The organism is Pseudomonas sp. H1_F01, from assembly GCF_054681425.1.
The window spans coordinates 2,331,604-2,351,181 of sequence record NZ_CP162823.1; the positions used below are offsets into that span (position 1 = coordinate 2,331,604).

Below are 19,578 nucleotides of genomic sequence, written 5' to 3' on the forward strand. Positions count from 1 at the left end.
CAATGAGGCAGGACATACCCCGGTTTTCCGGGGTTTGTCGGTAAGTGATTGTTATCCCGGCAAAAAATTTTCAAATTTGTTGAAAATAAATTTGACAGCCCTCCGATACGCCCTTAAGATTCGCCCCGTCCTCAGCGATGAGGGGCTATAGCTCAGCTGGGAGAGCGCTTGCATGGCATGCAAGAGGTCGACGGTTCGATCCCGTCTAGCTCCACCAATTTACACTTCAAGGCCTGGCCACACCGGTCTTGAAGCGATCAGCACTCAGCGTTGATCAGTTGTATAGAAGGGTTTGCGTCCCCTTCGTCTAGTGGCCTAGGACACCGCCCTTTCACGGCGGTAACAGGGGTTCGAGTCCCCTAGGGGACGCCAGTTTTACAGAAGCGATGTTGCAAGATGTCACTCCGCCGCGAGGCGAAAAATCCGGGGCTATAGCTCAGCTGGGAGAGCGCTTGCATGGCATGCAAGAGGTCGACGGTTCGATCCCGTCTAGCTCCACCAATTACAGGTTCAAGGTCTGGCCACACCGTCCTTGAATCGATCAGTTCTCAGCGCTGATCAAGTCAGAAGGTTTGTGTCCCCTTCGTCTAGTGGCCTAGGACACCGCCCTTTCACGGCGGTAACAGGGGTTCGAGTCCCCTAGGGGACGCCACGATTACCCGCTCTGCGGGATTTTATAAGGGTCATTCAATTCTTGAATGGCCCTTTTGTTTGTCTGGCGTTCGGCCAATTCCCTATCCTTGAAAATAGACTTCTGACCAGCGGTCAAAATTTCCGCTTGCGGAAAATTATTATAGGGATAATATTTCAATCGTAATATTCGGAGGCGACGATGAGCGATAAAAAGGCACAAACCCGTGAACGCATTCTCAAGGCCGCCAGCGATGCGCTGATCCAGCGTGGGCCGGCTGAGCCGAGCGTGGGCGAGGTGATGGGCGCGGCCGGGCTGACGGTGGGCGGTTTTTATGCCCATTTCGAAAGCAAGGATGCCTTGATGCTGGAGGCATTCAAGCAATTGCTCAATCGGCGCCGCGGCCTGATCGCCGACATGGACGGCGAGCTGACAGGCGAAGAGCGGCGCGCTCTGGTGGCGGCGTTCTATCTGTCACGCAAGCACCGTGACTCCACCGAACACGCCTGCCCGATCCCTGCATCGGTCGGCGAGCTCGGCCGGCTGCCGGATGCGTTTCGTGAAGTGCTCAATGAGCATATCGAGTTGATGGTCGCGCAATTGGCGGCCAGCCCGGAGGACGCCGACAAGGCCCTGGCCGACATCGCCTTGATGGTGGGTGGCCTGGCCCTGGCACGGGCACTGGGCCCTGGAGAGTTATCGGATCGTTTGCTGCGCGCCGCCAAGTCGGCGGTGCGATGAGCTGAGGCGCGAGCCCTGGAGATGAGCGATGGACAGGCTGAGCTGGATTCGTAGCGTCAATGGCACGCTTGGTTGGGTGGCTCCGCGCATGGTGGCCAAGCAGATGCGTTCGCTGTTCATGCGCCCGCGCAACTTGCCGCCGCGGGATTGGGAACTGCCGCTGCTGGCCTCGTCCGAGCGTATCACCTTGCGCTTCGGTCTTTCGGCCTTGCGCTGGGGCAAAGGCCCGGCAGTCTTGCTGATGCATGGCTGGGAAGGGCGGCCGACTCAGTTCGCGGCGCTGATCACGGCCCTGGTGGACGCCGGTTACACGGTGGTGGCGCTGGATGGTCCGGCTCATGGTCGTTCACCGGGTCGCGAGGCGAATGTCCTGTTGTTTGCCAGGGCCATGCTCGAAGCCGCCGCTGAGCTGCCGCCGTTGCAGGCTGTGATCGGGCATTCCATGGGCGGCGCCAGTGCCCTGTTGGCTGTCCAGTTGGGGTTGCGTACCGAGACGCTGGTCAGCATCGCCGCACCCGCTCGCATCCTTGGGGTATTGCGCGGTTTCTCCCGGATGATGGGTTTGCCGCCCAAGGCGCGTTCGGCGTTCATTCGCCAGGTGGAAAGCGATGTGGGCATGCCCGCTTCGAAGATGGATGTAGCGCACTACCAGCTGGACGTGCCGGGGTTGATTGTCCATGCCGAGGACGACACATCGGTTTCGGTGAGGGAGTCGCAGTTGATCCATGAAGCCTGGTTCGACAGTCGTTTGCTGCGACTGCCACAGGGCGGGCACCGGCGGGTGCTGGCCGATCCTCGTGTCATTGATGGGGTGTTATCACTGCTGGCCGGGCGCAGTCTGCAAGCGCGGCAATCGGCTTGAAGCGAGTTTGCTCGCGATAGCGGTCCAGCTCGGATCCGGTACACTGCCCCGATCCAAATTCGACCAGGAGAGGGGCATGGGCTGGGATCGCGCAACACCGTTCATTATTGATCTTCAGGTAAATGCCGAAGACATCGACGGGCTGGGCCACGCCAACAACGCGGTGTACGTCAGTTGGCTCGAGCGCTGTGCCTGGCGCCATTCCCAGCGCCTGGGCCTGGATCTGGTGGAGTACCGCCGCCTGGACCGGGCCATGGCAGTGGTGCGACATGAAATCGATTACCTGGCAGCCGCCTATGAAGGCGACGAACTGCAATTGGCGACCTGGATCGTCGACTGGGACCAGCGGTTGAAGATGACCCGGCATTTCCAGCTGATTCGGCCCAGCGACAGCACCACGCTGCTGCGGGCCCAGACCACCTTCGTCTGCATCGAATTGTCCACCGGCAGGCCCAAGCGCATGCCGCCGGAATTCATCGAAGGTTATGGTCCTGCGTTGAAACCATCCGGGGTCCTCACCGACTGATCCATCGTCATCGCGAGCAAGCTCGCTCCCACAGGGTTTGGTGGTGGATTCCGATGTTGTGGGCAAAATCCGGTAAACTGCCGCACGTTTTTTCGTTCGAGTGTGTGTTTCCATGCAAATTGCCCTGGCGCCCATGGAGGGGTTGGTCGACAACATCCTGCGGGATGTCCTGACCCGTGTTGGCGGGATCGACTGGTGTGTCACCGAGTTCATTCGTGTCAACGACCGCCTGCTCACGCCGGCCTATTTCCACAAGCTCGCCCCTGAGTTGCTGACCGGTGCCCAGACGGCTGCCGGTGTGCCGCTGCGGGTGCAGTTGCTCGGGTCCGATCCGGTGTGCCTGGCGGAAAACGCGGCGCTGGCGTGCGAGTTGGGTTCGGAGGTTATCGACTTGAACTTCGGTTGCCCGGCCAAGACCGTGAACAAATCCCGGGGCGGGGCGGTGTTGCTCAAGGAGCCGGAACTGCTCAACGAAATCGTCGAGCACGTGCGCCGTGCGGTGCCAAAACACATCCCGGTCACCGCCAAGATGCGCCTGGGTTTCGATAGCCCGGACGGTGCGCTGGTGTGTGCCACGGCACTGGCCGAAGGCGGCGCGGCGCACATCGTGGTGCATGCGCGGACCAAGGTCGATGGCTACAAGCCCCCGGCCCACTGGGAGTGGATTCCCCGGGTGCAGGAAGTGGTCAAGGTGCCGGTGTTCGCCAATGGCGATATCTGGAGCGTCGAGGATTGGCGCCGTTGCCGCGAAATCAGCGGTGTCGAAGACATCATGCTTGGTCGCGGTCTCGTTTCCCGTCCTGACCTGGCCCGGCAGATCGCCGCCGCCCGGGCCGGTGAGGACGTGGTCGAGATGTCCTGGGCCGAGCTGCAGCCGATGCTCCAGGACTTCTGGGTGCAAGTGGTCGAGCAGTTGACACCGCGCCAGGCCCCGGGCCGGTTGAAGCAGTGGCTGGCGATGCTGACCCGCAATTACCCAGAAGCGGTGGCGCTGTTTACCGCTTTGCGCCGGGAAACCGACCTGGACGCGGTTGGCCATCTGCTGGGGGTGCAGCGCACCGAAGCGGCCTGAAAAAAATTCAGAAAAAGCTCTTGAAAAGTTTTTGGCGGTCCCTAGATAGGGGTTACGCGATGCCGAATTCGGGTCGCGGAGACAAAAAAACTTGCTGATTTTTTCAGGAGATTTGAATCATGAGTACTGCATTTTCGCTGGCCCCGCTGTTCCGTTCCTCGGTAGGTTTCGACCGTTTCAACGATTTGTTCGAAACCGCCCTGCGCAACGAGCCGGGCAGCAGCTATCCACCCTACAACGTGGAAAAACATGGTGATGACGAGTACCGCATCGTAGTCGCCGCCGCCGGGTTCCAGGAAGAAGACCTGGACCTGCAAGTGGAAAAAGGTGTGCTGACCATCAGTGGCGGCAAGCGTGAAGCCAGTAACGACAGCGTTACCTACCTGCACCAGGGCATCGCCCAGCGTGCGTTCAAGCTGTCCTTCCGGTTGGCCGATCATATCGAGATCAAGTCCGCCGGCCTGAGCAACGGTCTGTTGAGCATCGACCTGCTGCGGGTGATCCCGGAAGAGGCTAAGGCCAAGCGCATCCCGATCAACGGAGCGCAGCAGCAACCCGCGCTGCAAAACTGATGCAGCGTAAATGAAGAAGGGCGCCAAATGGCGCCCTTTTTCATTGTGGAGATCAGTGGAAGATTAATTGTGGCAAGGGGGTTGTGGGAGCAAGGTTTGCCCGCGATAAAAGCGATGCGGTCCTTCAGAAACCGGGTCGCCTGCAGTCGCGAGCAAGCTTTGCTCCCACATAAAACCTCCTCGCCACAAAGGCCCCGTGTTCCAAATTATGGCAACAACCGCTCAAACGCCTCCAGCGGCAACGGCCGGCTATGCAAATAACCCTGGTACAAATGACAACCAAGCCCTTGCAGGAAGTGCAATTGCTCCAGGGTCTCCACGCCTTCGGCAATCATGATCAGGTTGAGGCTGCGGGCCATGGCGACGATGGCGCGGATGATTTCGGCGTCGTTGGGGTCGCTGGTGGCGTCGCGCACGAATGACTGGTCGATTTTCAGTGTGTCCACCGGCAGGCGCTTGAGGTAGGTCAGCGACGAATAGCCGGTGCCGAAATCATCCATGGCAAAGCTCACCCCCAGTTTCTTGAGCCGGCGCATCTTGGCGATGGTGTCGTCCAGGTTCTGGATCACGATGCCTTCGGTGATCTCCAGTTTCAGCAGGGAGAAGGGCAGGCCGTGAGTGACGAGGCTATTTTCGATGCGTTCGACAAAGTCACTCTGGCGAAATTGCCGTGGGCTGATGTTCACGCACAGACTGAATTGTTGGGGATCAATCTTGCCCTTGGCGATCAGTTGCTTGAAGCCGTCGCAGGCTTCATCGAGGATCCAGGTCCCGACTTCCAGGATCAGGCCACTGTCCTCCAGCACTTTGATGAACTCATTGGGCGACTGGGCGCCCAGCTCCGGGTGATGCCAGCGCACCAGGGCTTCGGCGCCGATGATGCGGTTGTCCCGGGCATCGACCTGAGGCTGGAAATGCACGCTGAACTCGCCACGGGCCAGGGCAAGGCGCAGGTCGGTCTCCATGCGCAGCCGTTCGCTGGCGGCTTTTTGCATGGTGGTGTGAAACATCTGCGAGGTATTGCGCCCCGAGTCCTTGGCGCGGTACAGCGCAATGTCGGCGCGCTTGAGCAAATCGGTGGGCGTGGAACCGTGGTCGGGAATCAGCGCTATACCGATGCTCGGCGTGACCTGCAGTCGCTGGCCATCGAGGAACATCGGTTCCGAAAGCAGTTCGCGCAGGGTGTCGGCCAGGGTCCGCACTTGCTTGCTGACTTCGTTGCGCGAGCCTTCCAGGCCGCTGAGCAGCACCACGAATTCGTCGCCACCCAGCCGTGCGACGGTGTCTTCCAGGCGCACGCTGGCTTCCAGGCGCGCGGTGATGATCTTCAGCACGGTGTCGCCCACCGGGTGACCGAGGGAGTCGTTGATGTGCTTGAAGTGGTCCAGGTCGAGAAACAGCAGGGCGCCGCGCAGGTTGTGGCGTTTGAGCAGGGCGATCTGCTGACTCAGCCGGTCCATCAGCAAGGCCCGGTTGGGCAGGTTGGTCAATGGGTCGTGGTAGGCCAGGTGGCGGATCTGGGCTTCGGCATTGCGCAACAGGCTCACGTCCCGGGCGGTCAGCAGCAGGCATGCGGTTTCATTGAGGGTGATAGGCTCGACTGACACCTCCACCGTAAGGATTTCCCCCCGTTTATTGCGCCCGAGCATCTCCTGGTGGACTACGCGGCCCTTGAGATGCAGCTCGGCCAGCAAGGCGGCCCGCTGTTTTTCTTCGGCCCAGATCCCCACTTCGTAGACGGTGTGCCCGATCACTTCGTCGGCGCGGTAGCCGGTCAACCGGCAGAAGCCGTCGTTGACCTCGAGGTAACGACCGCTTTCGAGTTCCGTGATGGTGATGGCGTCGGGGCTGGAATGAAACGCCTTGGCGAATTTCTCTTCACTGGCCTTGAGGGCGGCTTCGGAGCGTTGTTGCTGGGTGATGTCGCGCAAGGTCGTGACGATGCAGGGCTGGTTGCCGACGTTGATCTGCCGGCTGGAAATCACGCAGGTCAATGGCTGGCCGTTCTTATGGTGAACGACGATGGCGACATTGCTCAGCGATTGTTCGCGGATCACCCGTTCGATGCGTTGCAGGCTACTGCCCGAGGCATCCCAGAGGCCGATTTCGTCGGCGTCGAGACCAATCACGTCGCTGGCGGTCCAGCCGAAGGTCTGGGTGAAACTGGAGTTGATCTCGAGGAACCGGCCGCTGTCCTGGTGAGTGACGCAGATCGGGTCGGGGCTGACCTGGAACAGCGTGGCGAATTTTTCCTCCGAGGCGGCCAGGCTCTGTTCGCGCTCCACCTGATCGGTGATGTCGAGCAAGGTGCCGGCCATGCGCAAGGGGCTGCCGTCGTCGTTGCGGTAGAGGCGGGCGCGGCTTTCCAGGTAGCGCGAGCTGCCGTCCGGCAGTTGCACGCGGTAGGTCAACTGATAGTTGCCCGCCGGGCCTTCGCGCAGGCTGCGATAGGCATTGCGCATGTTGTTGCGTTCTTCCGTGGGGACGCCTTCGAAAAACGCATCGAACGATTCGTGGAACGGCTTGGGCTCCAGGCCATGGAGCTGCGCGGCCCGGGCCGAGCCGTAGAGCATGCCGCTGGGAATGTGCCAGTCCCAGGTGCCCAGTTGCGCGGAGTCGAGGGCCAGGTCCAGGCGTTCCTGGCTGTCCTTGAGGGCCTGTTCGGCGAGTTTTTGCTCGGTGGTGTCGAGGAAGGTGCTCAGCAGGTACGGCTGACCTTCGAGTTCGACTTTCTGCGCACTGAGAATGCCGTTATGAATCTGGCCGTTGCTGGCCCGGAACTCCACCTCCATGCTGATCAGTTCGCCCTTGGCCTTGGTCGCCTCCACCAGTTTCGCCCGCTGCTGGGGGTCAACCCACAGGCCCAGTTCCAGGGTGGTGCGGCCGATCACGTCATGCACCGGCCAGCCGAACAGGCTTTCGAAATACTGGTTGGCCTCGCTGATCAGCCCGTCCTCCTGGCGGGTCAGCAACACCATGTTCGGGCACAGGTGAAAGAGCGTGGCAAATCGTTTTTCCGAGCTGCGCAGCGCCTGTTCCCGCTCGCGCTGATGGGTGATTTCGCGGATCACCCCGATCATGCGCGGGCGACCGTGCTTGTCGGGCAGCACGCTGCCGCTGATTTCCAGCCAGTGCAGGCTGCCATCGGGCCAGACGATGCGGTGGTGCATGGCCTGTTCCAGCGGCGCCCCGGCCACTGCCGCATGAAAGGCGCGCACGGCCCGGGCCCGGTCTTCGGGTAACAACAGGTCCAGATAATCCACATCCGCTGGCAATGGCTGGCGCGGATCGAAGCCGAACAGCGCCTGGGTGCCCCGCGACCAACTGATCTTCCCAGTCTCGATGTCCCACGACCAGGCTCCCAGCCGCGCACCGTTCAGGGCGGCCAGCAACTGCGGCGCGCTGTCCCAGCTCTGCTCGGACCGTTTCGGGTCGAGCGCCTGGATGCGTGGCATGGGCGGGAGGTGGTCAGCGGGTTTGGGCATTATCTCGCGAGCCTTGAGCGGGGTTGGGCGTTAAGCACAGGCTTCAGGCCCTACAGGCGCGGCACAACCTATGCCCTTGTCCCTGGCAAATCGATTTGTGCGTCCAGTAAGGCCATGAAAGCCCGTGCGGCGTTCGACAGCGTCCGTTCGGTGTGCAAGATATAGCCTAGCTGGCGACTGAGTTGTATGCCTGGCAAAGGAATGCGCGCCACCTGTTCGTCGAGCATGGTGCGCGGCAAGACGCTCCAGGCCAGGCCGATGGAGACCATCATTTTTATGGTTTCCAGGTAATTCGTGCTCATGGCGATGTTCGGCGTCAGGCCCTGGGCTTCGAACAGCCGTCGCACGATGTGATGGGTAAACGTGTTGCCCCCCGGGAAAACCGCCGGATGCAAGGCAATGTCCGCCAGGCTGACCGCACCGTTTTCCAGCAATGCGTGTTCCGGGGCGACCACGAAATCCAGGGGGTCGTCCCACACCGGCGTGGCCCGTACCAGCGTGTGGGGTTCGGGGGCGAGGGTGATGACGGCCAGTTCCGCCCGGCCATGGAGGATTTCTTCGTAGGCCACTTCCGAATCCAGGAACTGGATATCCAGCGCCACCTGGGGGTAGCGTCGGGTGAACTCCCGCAATAACGGTGGCAGGCGGTGCAGGCCGATGTGGTGGCTGGTGGCGAGCGTCAGGCGCCCGGTCACTTCGCCGCTCAGGTTGGTCAGGGCGCGGCGGGTGTCGTCCAGCACGTTGAGGATCTGATAGGCCCGTGGCAACAGGGCTCGGCCGGCCTCGGTCAGGCCCACTTCACGGCCAAGGCGGTCGAACAGGCGTACCTTGAGCTGTTGCTCGAGGCCGGCAATGCGCTTGCTGATAGCCGGCTGGGTCAGGTGCAGGCGTTCGCCGGCGCCGGAGAAACTGCCCGTCTCGGCGATGGCTATAAAGGCATTGAGGTTGGCGAGGTCCATGGCGGTTCCGGTCGAATTCCAGTTGGTTATGCAAAGTATGAAAAATATGAATTTGAGTTATTTAATGTAACCCCATAGGATCAGCCTCACAAGCCAAGGGGTTATTGATTCGTTCAAGGCCCGGGGCATAGAAACAAGCTGATGAGGAACCGTCTGATGGCCGGCAAAACGCTCTACGACAAGCTCTGGGATTCGCATTTGGTCAAGCAGCGCGACGATGGCTCGGCGCTGATCTACATCGATCGTCACATCATCCACGAAGTGACTTCGCCGCAAGCCTTCGAAGGCCTGCGCCTGGCCGGGCGCAAGCCTTGGCGCATCGATGCCAACATCGCGACCCCGGACCACAACGTACCGACCACCCCGGAGCGCAAGGGCGGCATCGAAGCCATTGCCGACCAGGTCTCGCGCTTGCAGGTCCAGACCCTCGACGATAACTGTGACGAATACGGCATCGTCGAATTCAAGATGAATGACGTGCGCCAAGGCATCGTCCACGTCATCGGCCCGGAGCAGGGCGCGACCTTGCCTGGCATGACCGTGGTCTGCGGTGACTCGCACACCTCGACCCACGGTGCTTTCGGGGCCCTGGCCCATGGCATCGGCACCTCCGAGGTGGAGCATGTGCTCGCCACCCAGTGCCTGGTCGCCAAGAAAATGAAAAACATGCTGGTGCGCGTCGAGGGCAAGCTGCCGTTCGGTGTGACCGCCAAGGACATCGTCCTGGCGGTGATCGGCAAGATCGGCACCGCCGGCGGTAACGGCCATGCCATCGAGTTCGCCGGCAGCGCGATCCGCGACTTGTCCGTCGAAGGCCGCATGACCATCTGCAACATGTCCATCGAGGCCGGTGCCCGCGTTGGCCTGGTGGCCGCTGATGAAAAAACCGTGGAATACGTCAAGGGTCGTCCGTTCTCGCCAAAAGGCGCGGAATGGGACATGGCGGTCGAGGCCTGGAAAGACCTGGTGTCGGATGCCGATGCCAAGTTCGACACCGTGGTCGAGCTCGACGCCACGCAGATCAAGCCGCAAGTCAGCTGGGGCACTTCGCCTGAGATGGTGTTGGCGGTGGACCAGAACGTACCGGATCCGGCCAAGGAAATGGACCTGGTCAAGCGCGACTCCATCGTCCGCGCCTTGAAATACATGGGCTTGAGCGCCAACCAGGCGATCACCGATATTCAGCTCGACCGCGTGTTCATCGGTTCCTGCACCAACTCGCGGATCGAAGACCTGCGCGCTGCGGCAGTGATCGCCAAGGGCCGCAAGGTTGCTTCGACCATCAAGCAGGCCATCGTGGTGCCGGGCTCGGGCCTGGTGAAGGCCCAGGCGGAAGCGGAAGGGCTGGACAAGATTTTCCTCGAAGCCGGTTTCGAATGGCGTGAGCCGGGGTGCTCGATGTGCCTGGCGATGAACCCGGACCGCTTGGAGTCGGGCGAGCATTGCGCCTCCACCTCCAACCGTAACTTCGAAGGCCGTCAGGGCGCCGGTGGCCGTACGCACCTGGTGAGCCCGGCCATGGCCGCGGCGGCGGCTGTCAACGGCCGTTTCGTCGATGTCCGCGAATTGATCTGAAGGAGCGCAGCATGAAAGCTTTTACCCAGCACACCGGTCTTGTCGCGCCTTTGGATCGTGCCAACGTCGACACCGACCAGATCATTCCCAAGCAGTTCCTGAAGTCCATCAAGCGCACCGGCTTCGGCCCGAACCTGTTCGACGAGTGGCGCTACCTGGATGTCGGCCAGCCGTACCAGGACAACTCCAAGCGGCCGTTGAACAAGGATTTCGTGCTCAACGCCGAGCGTTACCAGGGCGCCAGCGTGTTGCTGGCCCGTGAGAACTTCGGCTGCGGCTCGAGCCGCGAGCACGCGCCATGGGCCCTGGAAGAGTACGGTTTCCGCAGCATCATCGCGCCGAGCTATGCCGACATCTTCTTCAACAACAGCTTCAAGAACGGCTTGCTGCCGATCATCCTCAGCGATGCTGACGTGGATGAGCTGTTCCAGCAGGTCGAGGCCAACCCCGGCTATCAACTGCAGATCGACCTGGCCGCCCAGACCGTGACCCGTCCTGACGGCAAGGTACTGGGTTTCGAGATCGACGCGTTCCGCAAGCATTGCCTGCTCAATGGCCTGGATGACATCGGCCTGACCTTGCAGGACGGCGAGGCGATTGCCGCGTTCGAGGCCAAGCACCGGGCGAGCCAGCCTTGGTTGTTTCGCGATGCTTGATGGATTGATGTAGGCAGTACCGGCCCTATCGCGAGCAAGCTCGCTCCCACAGGTGTTTTGTGAACGCCAAAAATTCCCTGTGGGAGCGAGCTTGCTCGCGATGAGGCCCGCCCAGGCAACACAACACCAAAAGGAAGTCCCCATGACCAGCACCGCCCACAGTCAGGTTGTACAAAAGCAATTCGGTGAACAGGCCTCGGCCTATCTGAGCAGTGCCGTGCACGCCCAGGGCGCTGAATTCGCGCTGCTACAGGCTGCGTTGGCCGGTCGTGGCGATGCCCGGGTGCTGGACCTGGGGTGCGGCGCCGGCCATGTGAGTTTCCACGTGGCGCCGCTGGCCGGTGAAGTGGTGGCTTATGATTTGTCCCAGCAGATGCTCGACGTGGTCGCCACGGCGGCTGCCGAGCGTGGCCTGGGCAATATCAGCACGGTATGCGGCGCCGCTGAGCGCCTGCCGTTCGCCGACGCTGAGTTCGACTTCGTGTTCAGCCGCTATTCGGCGCATCATTGGAGCGACCTGGGCCTGGCGTTGCGAGAAGTGCGCCGGGTGCTCAAGCCGGGCGGGGTGGTGGCGTTCATCGACGTCCTGTCGCCTGGCATGCCGTTGCTGGACACGTACCTGCAAAGCGTCGAAGTGCTGCGCGACACTAGCCACGTGCGCGATTATTCTGCCGGCGAGTGGTTGCGCCAGGTCAGCGAAGCGGGGTTGCACACCCGCAGCACCTCGAGCCAACGCCTGCGCCTGGAATATCGCTCCTGGGTCGAGCGCATGCGCACCCCCGAGGTGATGCGGGCGGCGATTCTCCAGCTGCAGCGCTCGATGGGTGACGAAGTGCGTGAATATTTTGAAATTGAGGCCGATGGTTCGTTCAGTACAGATGTACTGGTGCTGTGGGCCGAGCGATAGCATTTTTCCCGGCCAGGCGTTGGGTACAAAGCCCAGGCGTGTGCCGACAGAGCAAACGAGGAAAGCATGAGCAAGCAGATTCTGATTCTCCCAGGTGATGGCATTGGCCCGGAAATCATGGCCGAAGCGGTCAAGGTCCTGGAGCTGGCGAACGACAAGTACGGCCTGGGCTTCGAACTCAGCCACGATGTGATCGGCGGCGCAGCCATCGACAAGCACGGCGTGCCCCTGGCCGATGAAACCCTGGACCGTGCCCGTGCAGCCGATGCCGTGCTGCTGGGCGCCGTGGGCGGCCCGAAATGGGACAAGATCGAACGTGACATCCGTCCTGAGCGTGGCCTGCTGAAGATTCGCGCGCAACTGGGTCTGTTCGGCAACCTGCGTCCGGCGATTCTTTACCCGCAACTGGCCGATGCATCGAGCCTGAAGCCGGAAATCGTTGCTGGCCTGGATATCCTCATCGTTCGCGAGCTGACCGGCGGCATCTACTTCGGCGCCCCGCGTGGCACCCGTGAGCTGGATAATGGCGAGCGCCAGGCCTACGACACCCTGCCGTACAGCGAAAGCGAAATCCGCCGTATTGCCCGGGTTGGCTTCGACATGGCTCGCGTGCGTGGCAAGAAACTGTGCTCGGTGGACAAGGCCAACGTACTGGCTTCCAGCCAACTGTGGCGTGAAGTGGTCGAGCAGGTGGCCAAGGATTACCCGGACATCGAACTGAGCCACATGTACGTCGACAACGCCGCCATGCAACTGGTGCGTGCGCCGAAGCAGTTCGACGTGATCGTCACCGACAACATGTTCGGCGACATCCTGTCCGACGAAGCGTCGATGCTCACCGGTTCCATCGGCATGCTGCCGTCGGCCTCCCTGGACGCCAACAACAAGGGCATGTACGAGCCGTGCCACGGTTCGGCGCCGGACATCGCCGGGCAGGGCATTGCCAACCCGTTGGCGACCATCCTGTCGGTGTCGATGATGCTGCGCTACAGCTTCAACTTGAACGATGCCGCCGACGCGATCGAAAAAGCCGTCAGCGTGGTCCTGGACCAGGGCTTGCGCACTGGTGATATCTGGTCGCAAGGTTGTACCAAAGTCGGTACGCAGCAAATGGGCGATGCAGTAGTCGCCGCGCTGCGGAATCTGTAATCTTTCGGGCCCACCGCTTCGACGGTGGCCCACTTTTGTATAGGTGTAGTTGCGATGAAACGTGTAGGTCTGATCGGTTGGCGCGGCATGGTCGGTTCCGTGCTCATGCAGCGAATGCTGGAAGAGCAGGATTTCGATCTCATTGAGCCGGTGTTTTTCACCACTTCCAATGTCGGTGGCCAGGGCCCGTCCGTGGGCAAGGACACCGGTGCGCTCAAGGATGCCTACAGCATCGAAGAGCTCAAGACGCTCGACGTGATCCTGACCTGCCAGGGCGGCGACTACACCAGCGAAGTCTTCCCCAAGCTGCGTGAAGCCGGCTGGCAGGGTTACTGGATCGACGCCGCTTCTAGCCTGCGCATGCAGGACGACGCGGTGATCGTCCTCGACCCGGTGAACCGCAAGGTCATCGACCAGCAGCTGGACGCGGGCACCAAGAACTACATCGGCGGCAACTGCACCGTCAGCCTGATGCTGATGGGTCTGGGCGGCCTGTTCGAAGCCGGTCTGGTGGAGTGGATGAGCGCCATGACCTACCAGGCAGCGTCCGGTGCCGGCGCGCAGAACATGCGTGAGCTGATCAAGCAGATGGGCGCCACCCATGCCGCCGTCGCCGATGACCTGGCCAACCCGGCCAGCGCCATCCTCGACATCGACCGCAAGGTCGCCGAGGCGATGCGCAGCGATGCCTACCCAACCGAGAACTTCGGCGTACCGCTGGCTGGCAGCCTGATCCCCTGGATCGACAAGGAACTGCCTAACGGCCAGAGCCGTGAAGAGTGGAAGGCCCAGGCCGAAACCAACAAGATCCTGGGTCGCTTCAAGAGCCCGATCCCGGTGGACGGTATCTGCGTGCGCATCGGCGCCATGCGCTGCCACAGCCAGGCGCTGACCATCAAGCTGAACAAAGACGTGCCGATCGCCGACATCGAAGGGTTGATCAGCCAGCACAACCCTTGGGTCAAGCTGGTGCCGAACAACCGCGAAATCAGCATGCAGGAGCTGAGCCCGACCAAGGTCACCGGCACCCTGAACGTACCGGTGGGTCGTTTGCGCAAGCTCAACATGGGTTCGCAATTCGTCGGCGCCTTCACCGTCGGCGACCAACTGCTGTGGGGCGCGGCCGAACCGCTGCGTCGCATGCTGCGGATCCTGCTCGAGCGTTGATCGATTGCTGCTGTGAAAGAACCCGTGCCTTGTGAGAGGTGCGGGTTTTTTATTGGGGGCGGTTGTGTGTCAGGGCTGGCCTCATCGCGAGCAAGCTCGCTCCCACAGGTTTTGTGGCCACTGAAGACCCCATGTGGGAGCGAGCTTGCTCGCGATGAGGCCAGCCCAGGCACTGCAAAGCCTCCGGCCAATTGCCTGCATACCCACCACCCGGTAAAGTGCCGCTCCCCACGTTTTACCTGAGGTAGACCCATGAGCCAGTCCTTTGATATTGCCGTGATCGGCGCCACCGGTACTGTCGGCGAAACCCTCGTCCAGATTCTCGAAGAGCGGGACTTCCCGGTCGGCAACCTGCACCTGCTGGCCAGCAGCGAATCGGCAGGCAGCTCGGTGATGTTCCGCGGCAAAAACGTGCGGGTGCGCGAAGTCGACGAGTTCGATTTCAGCAAAGTCCAACTGGTGTTCTTCGCCGCCGGCCCGGCGGTGACCCTGAGTTTCGCCCCGCGGGCCACGGCGGCCGGTTGTGCGCTGATTGACCTGTCCGGCGCCTTGCCGCCCGAACAGGCGCCGCAGATCGTGCCGGAAGCCAACGCCCAGGTGCTCGCCGGTTTGAGCAAGCCGTTGCAGGTCGGTAGCCCCAGCGCCTCGGCCACGGCCTTGGCGGTCGTGCTGGCGCCGCTGCGCGAATGCCTGGACTTGCAGCGCATCAGCCTGACCGCCAGCCTCGCTGTGTCGGCCCAGGGCCGCGTGGCCGTGAGCGAATTGGCGCGCCAGACCGCCGAGCTGCTCAACGCCCGTCCGCTGGAGCCGAAATTCTTTGATCGGCAGATGGCGTTCAACCTGCTGGCCCAGGTCGGCATCCCGGACGAGCAGGGCCATACGCAGCTGGAAAAGCGCCTGGTCCGCGAGTTGCGCCAGGTGCTGAATCAACCTTTGTTAAAGATTTCCGTAACTTGCATTCAAGCCCCGGTGTTTTTTGGCGATAGCTTTAGCGTGACTGTGCAGTCTGCCAGTCCCATCGACCTGGCCAAGGTCAACGCGGCGTTGGAAGCGGCACCCGGTATCGAGCTGGTGGATGCGGGCGATTACCCGACGGCGGTGGGCGATGCGGTGGGGCAGGATGTGGTCTACGTTGGTCGTGTGCGCGGTGGGATCGACGATCCGGCGGAACTAAATATGTGGCTGACGTCAGATAACGTGCGCAAGGGCGCGGCGCTCAATGCGGTGCAGGTGGCTGAGTTGTTGATAAAAGACTTGCTGTAAAAGATACTTGGCATCAATTTGTCGAATGATTCTAGCTGGGCGCTATGCTTGGTCGGAATGCTGAAGGCGAACATCCCTCTGGGGGACTTTCCCGGGGCATGAGTGAAATGATCGCGCGCACCGTCGCTTCGGGGCTGCGCGCAATGCCTTACGGCAGCGGCATCAATACCTTCTCGCTGGCCGAGGAATGTTCAAACAAAGGAAGAGGCTATGGTTCAAGTTCGCAAACTGGTGTTAGCAATAGCGGCCGCCTCGGCGCTGTCCTCCGGTATGGCGCAAGCGCTCGGGCTCGGGGAATTGACCCTGAAGTCGACGCCGAACCAGCCTCTGGTCGCCGAGATCGAGTTGCTCGACGTCCAGCAACTGACCGCTGCCGAAGTCGTGCCGAGCCTGGCCTCGCCCGATGACTTCGCCAAGGCCGGCGTCGACCGCCAGGCCTTTCTCAATGACCTGAGCTTCACCCCGGTGATCAACGCCAATGGCAAGAGCGTCCTGCGGGTAACGTCCAGCCGGCCGCTGTCTGAACCGATGGTCAAGTTCCTGGTGCAGGTGATGTGGCCCAACGGCCGTCTGCTGCGCGACTACAGCGTATTGCTCGATCCTTCCAAATTCTCGCCACAGGCCGCCGACGCCGCCCGGGCGAAACCGCCCCAGGTCGTGTCCACGCCGGTCACCGGGGCGACCAAGCCTTCGCAATACACCACCACGCCGCGCGATACCCTGTGGGAAATCGCCGCCAAGGTGCGTAACGGTGGATCGGTCCAGCAAACCATGCTGGCAATCCAGGCGTTGAACCCGAACGCATTCATCAACGGCAACATCAACCTGCTCAAGACCGGCCAGGTATTGCGCCTGCCGGACCCGGTGCAAAGCACTGCATTGCCGCAACCCCAGGCCATCGCTGAAGTGGCTGCGCAGAACGCCGCCTGGCGCTCGGGTCGTCGTAGCGTGGCGGGTGCTGGCAAGCAGCAGTTGGATGCTACCAAGCGTGGCCGTGGTGAAGGCGCGCCGGCACAGGCTGCCGGCCGCGACAACTTGAGCCTGGTGTCGGCTGACTCAGCGAAGGCGGGCGGCAAGGGCAAGGGCGCTGCCGGCGATGCCCAGGCGCTCACCAACAAGCTTGCAGTCACCCAGGAAAGCCTCGACTCGGCTCGCCGGGATAACGAAGAACTGAAAAGCCGCATGGCGGATCTGCAGAGCCAACTGGACAAACTGCAGCGCCTGATCGAGCTGAAGAACAACCAACTGGCCAAGATGCAGGCCGAAGGTGCCGCCGTTCCTCCTGCCGGCGAGGCACCTCCTGCAATGTCCGCAGAGCTGACCCCTGCGCCAGCGGCACAGGCCCCGGCGGCTGCACCTGCGCCAGAGGCAGCCCCGGAAGCGACGCCGCCTGCCACTGCGGTCGAGCCGACGCCTGCCGCGTCCAACGAGCAAAAATACAACGACCTGCTGACCAATCCGATCCTGCTGGGATTGATTGGCGGCGGCGCGCTGCTCCTGCTGTTGTTGCTGTTGTTGCTCGCCCGTCGCCGCAAGGCTCAACAGGAAGCGGAAAAGCACTTGCGCATGGCCCGAGCCCTCGAGGAGGAGGCTGACTTCTCCCCGGAGCTCGATCTGCCCCCGAGCAGCTTCGAGGGCATTGATGTTCCGCCGCCAAGCGTAAAACTTGAGCCAAAACCCGTGCCTGCCCCTGCGCCAGTCCCCAAGCCGGCTCCAGTGGTTGCGCCTGTGGTGGTCACACCGCCTATCGCGGCGCCATTGGTGGCTCCGGCTGCCGAGCGCTCCGACGACGTGCTGCCCCAGGCCCAGTCCCATATCGATCGCGGCCGCTTGAACCAGGCCGCCGACCTGCTTGAACAAGGCATCAAGGCCGAGCCCCAGCGCAGCGACCTGCGCCTGAAGCTGATGGAAGTCTACGGTCAGCAGGGCGACCGCGACGCTTTCGTCGCCCAGGAACGCCAGTTGGTGGCCAATGGCGAAAACTTCGCCCAGGTCGAACAGCTGAAAAGCCGTTTCCCGGCCATGGTGATCGCCTCCGCCGCTGGCTTGGCCGCCGCGACAGTGGCAGCAGAGCTGGACGCGCAGTACGTCAAGGAGCTGTTGGAAGACAAGACACCGACCGACGAAGAGCTGGACAGCGCCTTCGACCTGAGCCTGGATGACCTGGAAACGACCCCGGCTGCGCCGACGCCAGAGCCTGTCGCTGAGCTGGACGCGTTCCCGGAAGACGACGACCTGAGTTTCGAGTCGGTGCTCAAGCAGCAGACTGAAGCCAACGAAAGCCTGGACGACCTGTCGGAATTCGACCTGGACCTGGGCGCCGATGCGCCGACCCCGATCCCGGCGCTCGACGACGAAGACTTCCTGCTGGACCTGGACGACGATCTCAAGGGCCTGGATTTGCCTGCGACTGAAGCGCCAGCCTTGGCTGACACCCCAGCCGACGATCTCGAACTGCCGGCGGACTTCGATCTGTCCCTGTCTGACGAAATGGACGCGCACGATGCGCCCAAGGATGCCTTCGAGTCCGAGCTGGATGATGTAAACGCCGAGCTGGATCGCCTGTCCGACAGCCTGGGCCAGCCGACGTTTACCGCCGAAGATGCCCTGGTCGGTGCTGAAGACGAGCCGGACTTCGACTTCCTTAGCGGTACCGACGAAGTGGCGACCAAGCTCGATCTGGCCCAGGCCTACATCGACATGGGCGACAACGACGGCGCCCGCGACATCCTCGGCGAAGTCCTCAGCGAAGGCGACGCCACCCAGAAGAGCGAAGCGCAGGAGATGTTGTCGCGTTTGGCTTGAGTCAGTGGTTATACAAGAACGGCAGCCGGTGAGGCTGCCGTTTTTGTTTGCGGCGGGTTTTGCGGGTGTTTGGACTGGCGTCATCGCGAGCAGGCTCGCTCCCTCAGGGGATTTGCGGTGGGAGCAAAGCTTGCTCTCGATGACCAAGGTACATTCAACATCAATGCAAGCTGACCCACCGCTATCGCGAGCAAGCTCGGCTCCCACAGGGGGGGTGGTGGGAGCAAAGCTTGCTCGCGATAGCGTCGGCTCATTCAACACAGGATCACCCGTCGGACTGGCATCCCAAGCCATCGGCCTTATAATGCCCGCCTTTGCGTACCTCAGCAGGCTGTAATTCCTTGGCAAACATAGACAACCCGGCCGCCGAAATGGCGGCCGACGGCTTTTTCCGGATCGCCTTGGGCGTTGAATACAAAGGCTCGCGCTATCGTGGCTGGCAGCGCCAGGCTTCCGGTGTATTGACTGTGCAGGAAACCCTTGAAAACGCCCTGTCCAAAGTCGCCGACTCGCCCGTGTCGCTGCATTGCGCCGGTCGTACCGATGCTGGTGTGCATGCCTGCGGCCAAGTGGTGCATTTCGACACCCAGGTCGAGCGCTCGATGAAGGCCTGGGTGATGGGCGCCAACATCAACTTGCCCCACGATGTCAGCGTCAGTTGGGCCAAGGTGATGCCGGCGCACTTCCATGCACGCTTCAAGGCCATCGCCCGGCGGTATCGCTACGTGATCTATAACGATCAGATCCGCCCGGCGCACCTGAACGAAGAAATCACCTGGAATCACCGCCCGCTGGACGTCGAGCGCATGGCCGAGGCCGCGCAATACCTGGTCGGCGTCCATGATTTCAGCGCCTTCCGTGCCGGCCAGTGCCAGGCCAAGTCGCCGATCAAAGAGTTGCATCACCTGCGCGTGACCCGTCACGGCAAGATGATCGTGCTCGACATCCGCGCCAGCGCGTTCCTGCATCACATGGTGCGCAACATTGCCGGCGTGCTGATGACCATTGGTGCTGGCGAACGGCCGGTGGAGTGGATCAAGGAAGTGCTCGACAGTCGCATCCGGCGCTCCGGTGGCGTCACGGCGCACCCGTTTGGCTTGTACCTGGTACAGGTCGAATATCGCGATGAATTCGAGCTGCCGGAGCGTTACATCGGGCCACATTTCCTCACGGGCTTCTCGGAACTCGACGGCTGACGCCCTCCGCAG

General features: G+C 61.9%; 15 protein-coding genes and 4 tRNA genes. 17 read left to right on the top strand and 2 right to left on the bottom strand.

Features of this window, described 5'->3' with window-relative positions; translation table 11 throughout:
• Positions 1 to 141 precede the first annotated feature (141 nt).
• From AB4O09_RS10695 to AB4O09_RS10735, 9 genes are all read left to right on the top strand, one after another.
• Positions 142 to 217, top strand: a tRNA-Ala gene (locus tag AB4O09_RS10695).
• A 79-nt stretch (positions 218 to 296) separates the two neighbouring features.
• Positions 297 to 372, top strand: a tRNA-Glu gene (locus AB4O09_RS10700).
• Between the two features lie 53 nt (positions 373 to 425).
• A tRNA-Ala gene (locus AB4O09_RS10705) sits at positions 426 to 501 on the top strand.
• A gap of 75 nt (positions 502 to 576) precedes the next feature.
• A tRNA-Glu gene (locus AB4O09_RS10710) sits at positions 577 to 652 on the top strand.
• 180 nt (positions 653 to 832) lie between these two features.
• Positions 833 to 1,372, top strand: a complete 540-nt coding sequence (locus AB4O09_RS10715) for a TetR/AcrR family transcriptional regulator (protein ID WP_003203880.1) — start codon at positions 833 to 835, stop codon at positions 1,370 to 1,372.
• Positions 1,373 to 1,400: 28 nt separating this feature from the next.
• Positions 1,401 to 2,234 (top strand): alpha/beta fold hydrolase, encoded by an 834-nt coding sequence (locus AB4O09_RS10720; protein WP_038858163.1) that lies wholly within the window; start codon positions 1,401 to 1,403, stop codon positions 2,232 to 2,234.
• A 76-nt stretch (positions 2,235 to 2,310) separates the two neighbouring features.
• A complete protein-coding gene (locus AB4O09_RS10725; RefSeq protein ID WP_027912976.1) occupies positions 2,311 to 2,760 on the top strand; it encodes an acyl-CoA thioesterase in 450 nt (149 codons plus the stop codon).
• Between the two features lie 112 nt (positions 2,761 to 2,872).
• A complete protein-coding gene (locus AB4O09_RS10730) occupies positions 2,873 to 3,832 on the top strand; it encodes a tRNA dihydrouridine synthase (protein ID WP_003203874.1) in 960 nt (319 codons plus the stop codon).
• Positions 3,833 to 3,951: 119 nt separating this feature from the next.
• On the top strand, positions 3,952 to 4,404 hold the full coding sequence (locus AB4O09_RS10735; RefSeq protein WP_003203872.1) for an Hsp20 family protein: 453 nt from the start codon (positions 3,952 to 3,954) through the stop codon (positions 4,402 to 4,404).
• 206 nt (positions 4,405 to 4,610) lie between these two features.
• Here the strand turns inward: AB4O09_RS10735 and AB4O09_RS10740 are convergent, their stop codons facing one another.
• Entirely contained in the window at positions 4,611 to 7,889 is a 3,279-nt protein-coding gene (locus tag AB4O09_RS10740; protein ID WP_003203870.1) for an EAL domain-containing protein, read from the bottom strand.
• Between the two features lie 68 nt (positions 7,890 to 7,957).
• A complete protein-coding gene (locus AB4O09_RS10745) occupies positions 7,958 to 8,848 on the bottom strand; it encodes a LysR family transcriptional regulator (RefSeq protein WP_003203868.1) in 891 nt (296 codons plus the stop codon).
• A 156-nt stretch (positions 8,849 to 9,004) separates the two neighbouring features.
• Here AB4O09_RS10745 and leuC point away from each other — a divergent pair, with 156 nt between their 5' ends.
• The 8 genes from leuC (at position 9,005) to truA (ending at position 19,566) form a co-directional block, all read left to right on the top strand.
• Positions 9,005 to 10,423, top strand: coding sequence for a 3-isopropylmalate dehydratase large subunit (gene leuC / locus AB4O09_RS10750; RefSeq protein ID WP_003203866.1), 1,419 nt, complete (start codon positions 9,005 to 9,007; stop codon positions 10,421 to 10,423).
• An 11-nt stretch (positions 10,424 to 10,434) separates the two neighbouring features.
• Positions 10,435 to 11,079 carry a 3-isopropylmalate dehydratase small subunit gene (leuD, locus tag AB4O09_RS10755; RefSeq protein ID WP_003203864.1) on the top strand — a complete coding sequence of 215 codons (645 nt, stop codon included), beginning with the start codon at positions 10,435 to 10,437 and terminating at the stop codon, positions 11,077 to 11,079.
• A gap of 142 nt (positions 11,080 to 11,221) precedes the next feature.
• Complete coding sequence (locus tag AB4O09_RS10760) at positions 11,222 to 11,986, top strand: class I SAM-dependent methyltransferase (RefSeq protein ID WP_431093107.1); 765 nt, start codon at positions 11,222 to 11,224, stop codon at positions 11,984 to 11,986.
• Between the two features lie 66 nt (positions 11,987 to 12,052).
• Entirely contained in the window at positions 12,053 to 13,135 is a 1,083-nt protein-coding gene (gene leuB / locus AB4O09_RS10765; protein ID WP_003203859.1) for a 3-isopropylmalate dehydrogenase, read from the top strand.
• A gap of 54 nt (positions 13,136 to 13,189) precedes the next feature.
• Positions 13,190 to 14,302 (top strand): aspartate-semialdehyde dehydrogenase, encoded by a 1,113-nt coding sequence (asd, locus tag AB4O09_RS10770; protein ID WP_003203857.1) that lies wholly within the window; start codon positions 13,190 to 13,192, stop codon positions 14,300 to 14,302.
• A gap of 252 nt (positions 14,303 to 14,554) precedes the next feature.
• Complete coding sequence (locus AB4O09_RS10775) at positions 14,555 to 15,565, top strand: aspartate-semialdehyde dehydrogenase (protein WP_003203855.1); 1,011 nt, start codon at positions 14,555 to 14,557, stop codon at positions 15,563 to 15,565.
• A gap of 210 nt (positions 15,566 to 15,775) precedes the next feature.
• A complete protein-coding gene (locus AB4O09_RS10780) occupies positions 15,776 to 18,370 on the top strand; it encodes a FimV/HubP family polar landmark protein (RefSeq protein WP_003203854.1) in 2,595 nt (864 codons plus the stop codon).
• A 371-nt stretch (positions 18,371 to 18,741) separates the two neighbouring features.
• Entirely contained in the window at positions 18,742 to 19,566 is an 825-nt protein-coding gene (truA, locus tag AB4O09_RS10785; RefSeq protein ID WP_003203852.1) for a tRNA pseudouridine(38-40) synthase TruA, read from the top strand.
• Positions 19,567 to 19,578: the final 12 nt, after the last annotated feature.

What these genes read in the sequence shown, in the direction of transcription:
- leuD (WP_003203864.1), top strand. Translation starts at nt 10,435, where the DNA reads ATGAAAGCTTTTACCCAGCACACCGGTCTTGTCGCGCCTTTGGATCGT.
- AB4O09_RS10715 (WP_003203880.1), top strand. Translation starts at nt 833, where the DNA reads ATGAGCGATAAAAAGGCACAAACCCGTGAACGCATTCTCAAGGCCGCC.
- AB4O09_RS10775 (WP_003203855.1), top strand. Translation starts at nt 14,555, where the DNA reads ATGAGCCAGTCCTTTGATATTGCCGTGATCGGCGCCACCGGTACTGTC.
- AB4O09_RS10760 (WP_431093107.1), top strand. Translation starts at nt 11,222, where the DNA reads ATGACCAGCACCGCCCACAGTCAGGTTGTACAAAAGCAATTCGGTGAA.
- AB4O09_RS10740 (WP_003203870.1), bottom strand. Translation starts at nt 7,889, where the DNA reads ATGCCCAAACCCGCTGACCACCTCCCGCCCATGCCACGCATCCAGGCG.
- asd (WP_003203857.1), top strand. Translation starts at nt 13,190, where the DNA reads ATGAAACGTGTAGGTCTGATCGGTTGGCGCGGCATGGTCGGTTCCGTG.
- truA (WP_003203852.1), top strand. Translation starts at nt 18,742, where the DNA reads ATGGCGGCCGACGGCTTTTTCCGGATCGCCTTGGGCGTTGAATACAAA.
- AB4O09_RS10735 (WP_003203872.1), top strand. Translation starts at nt 3,952, where the DNA reads ATGAGTACTGCATTTTCGCTGGCCCCGCTGTTCCGTTCCTCGGTAGGT.
- AB4O09_RS10730 (WP_003203874.1), top strand. Translation starts at nt 2,873, where the DNA reads ATGCAAATTGCCCTGGCGCCCATGGAGGGGTTGGTCGACAACATCCTG.
- AB4O09_RS10720 (WP_038858163.1), top strand. Translation starts at nt 1,401, where the DNA reads ATGGACAGGCTGAGCTGGATTCGTAGCGTCAATGGCACGCTTGGTTGG.
- AB4O09_RS10745 (WP_003203868.1), bottom strand. Translation starts at nt 8,848, where the DNA reads ATGGACCTCGCCAACCTCAATGCCTTTATAGCCATCGCCGAGACGGGC.
- AB4O09_RS10725 (WP_027912976.1), top strand. Translation starts at nt 2,311, where the DNA reads ATGGGCTGGGATCGCGCAACACCGTTCATTATTGATCTTCAGGTAAAT.
- leuC (WP_003203866.1), top strand. Translation starts at nt 9,005, where the DNA reads ATGGCCGGCAAAACGCTCTACGACAAGCTCTGGGATTCGCATTTGGTC.
- leuB (WP_003203859.1), top strand. Translation starts at nt 12,053, where the DNA reads ATGAGCAAGCAGATTCTGATTCTCCCAGGTGATGGCATTGGCCCGGAA.
- AB4O09_RS10780 (WP_003203854.1), top strand. Translation starts at nt 15,776, where the DNA reads ATGGTTCAAGTTCGCAAACTGGTGTTAGCAATAGCGGCCGCCTCGGCG.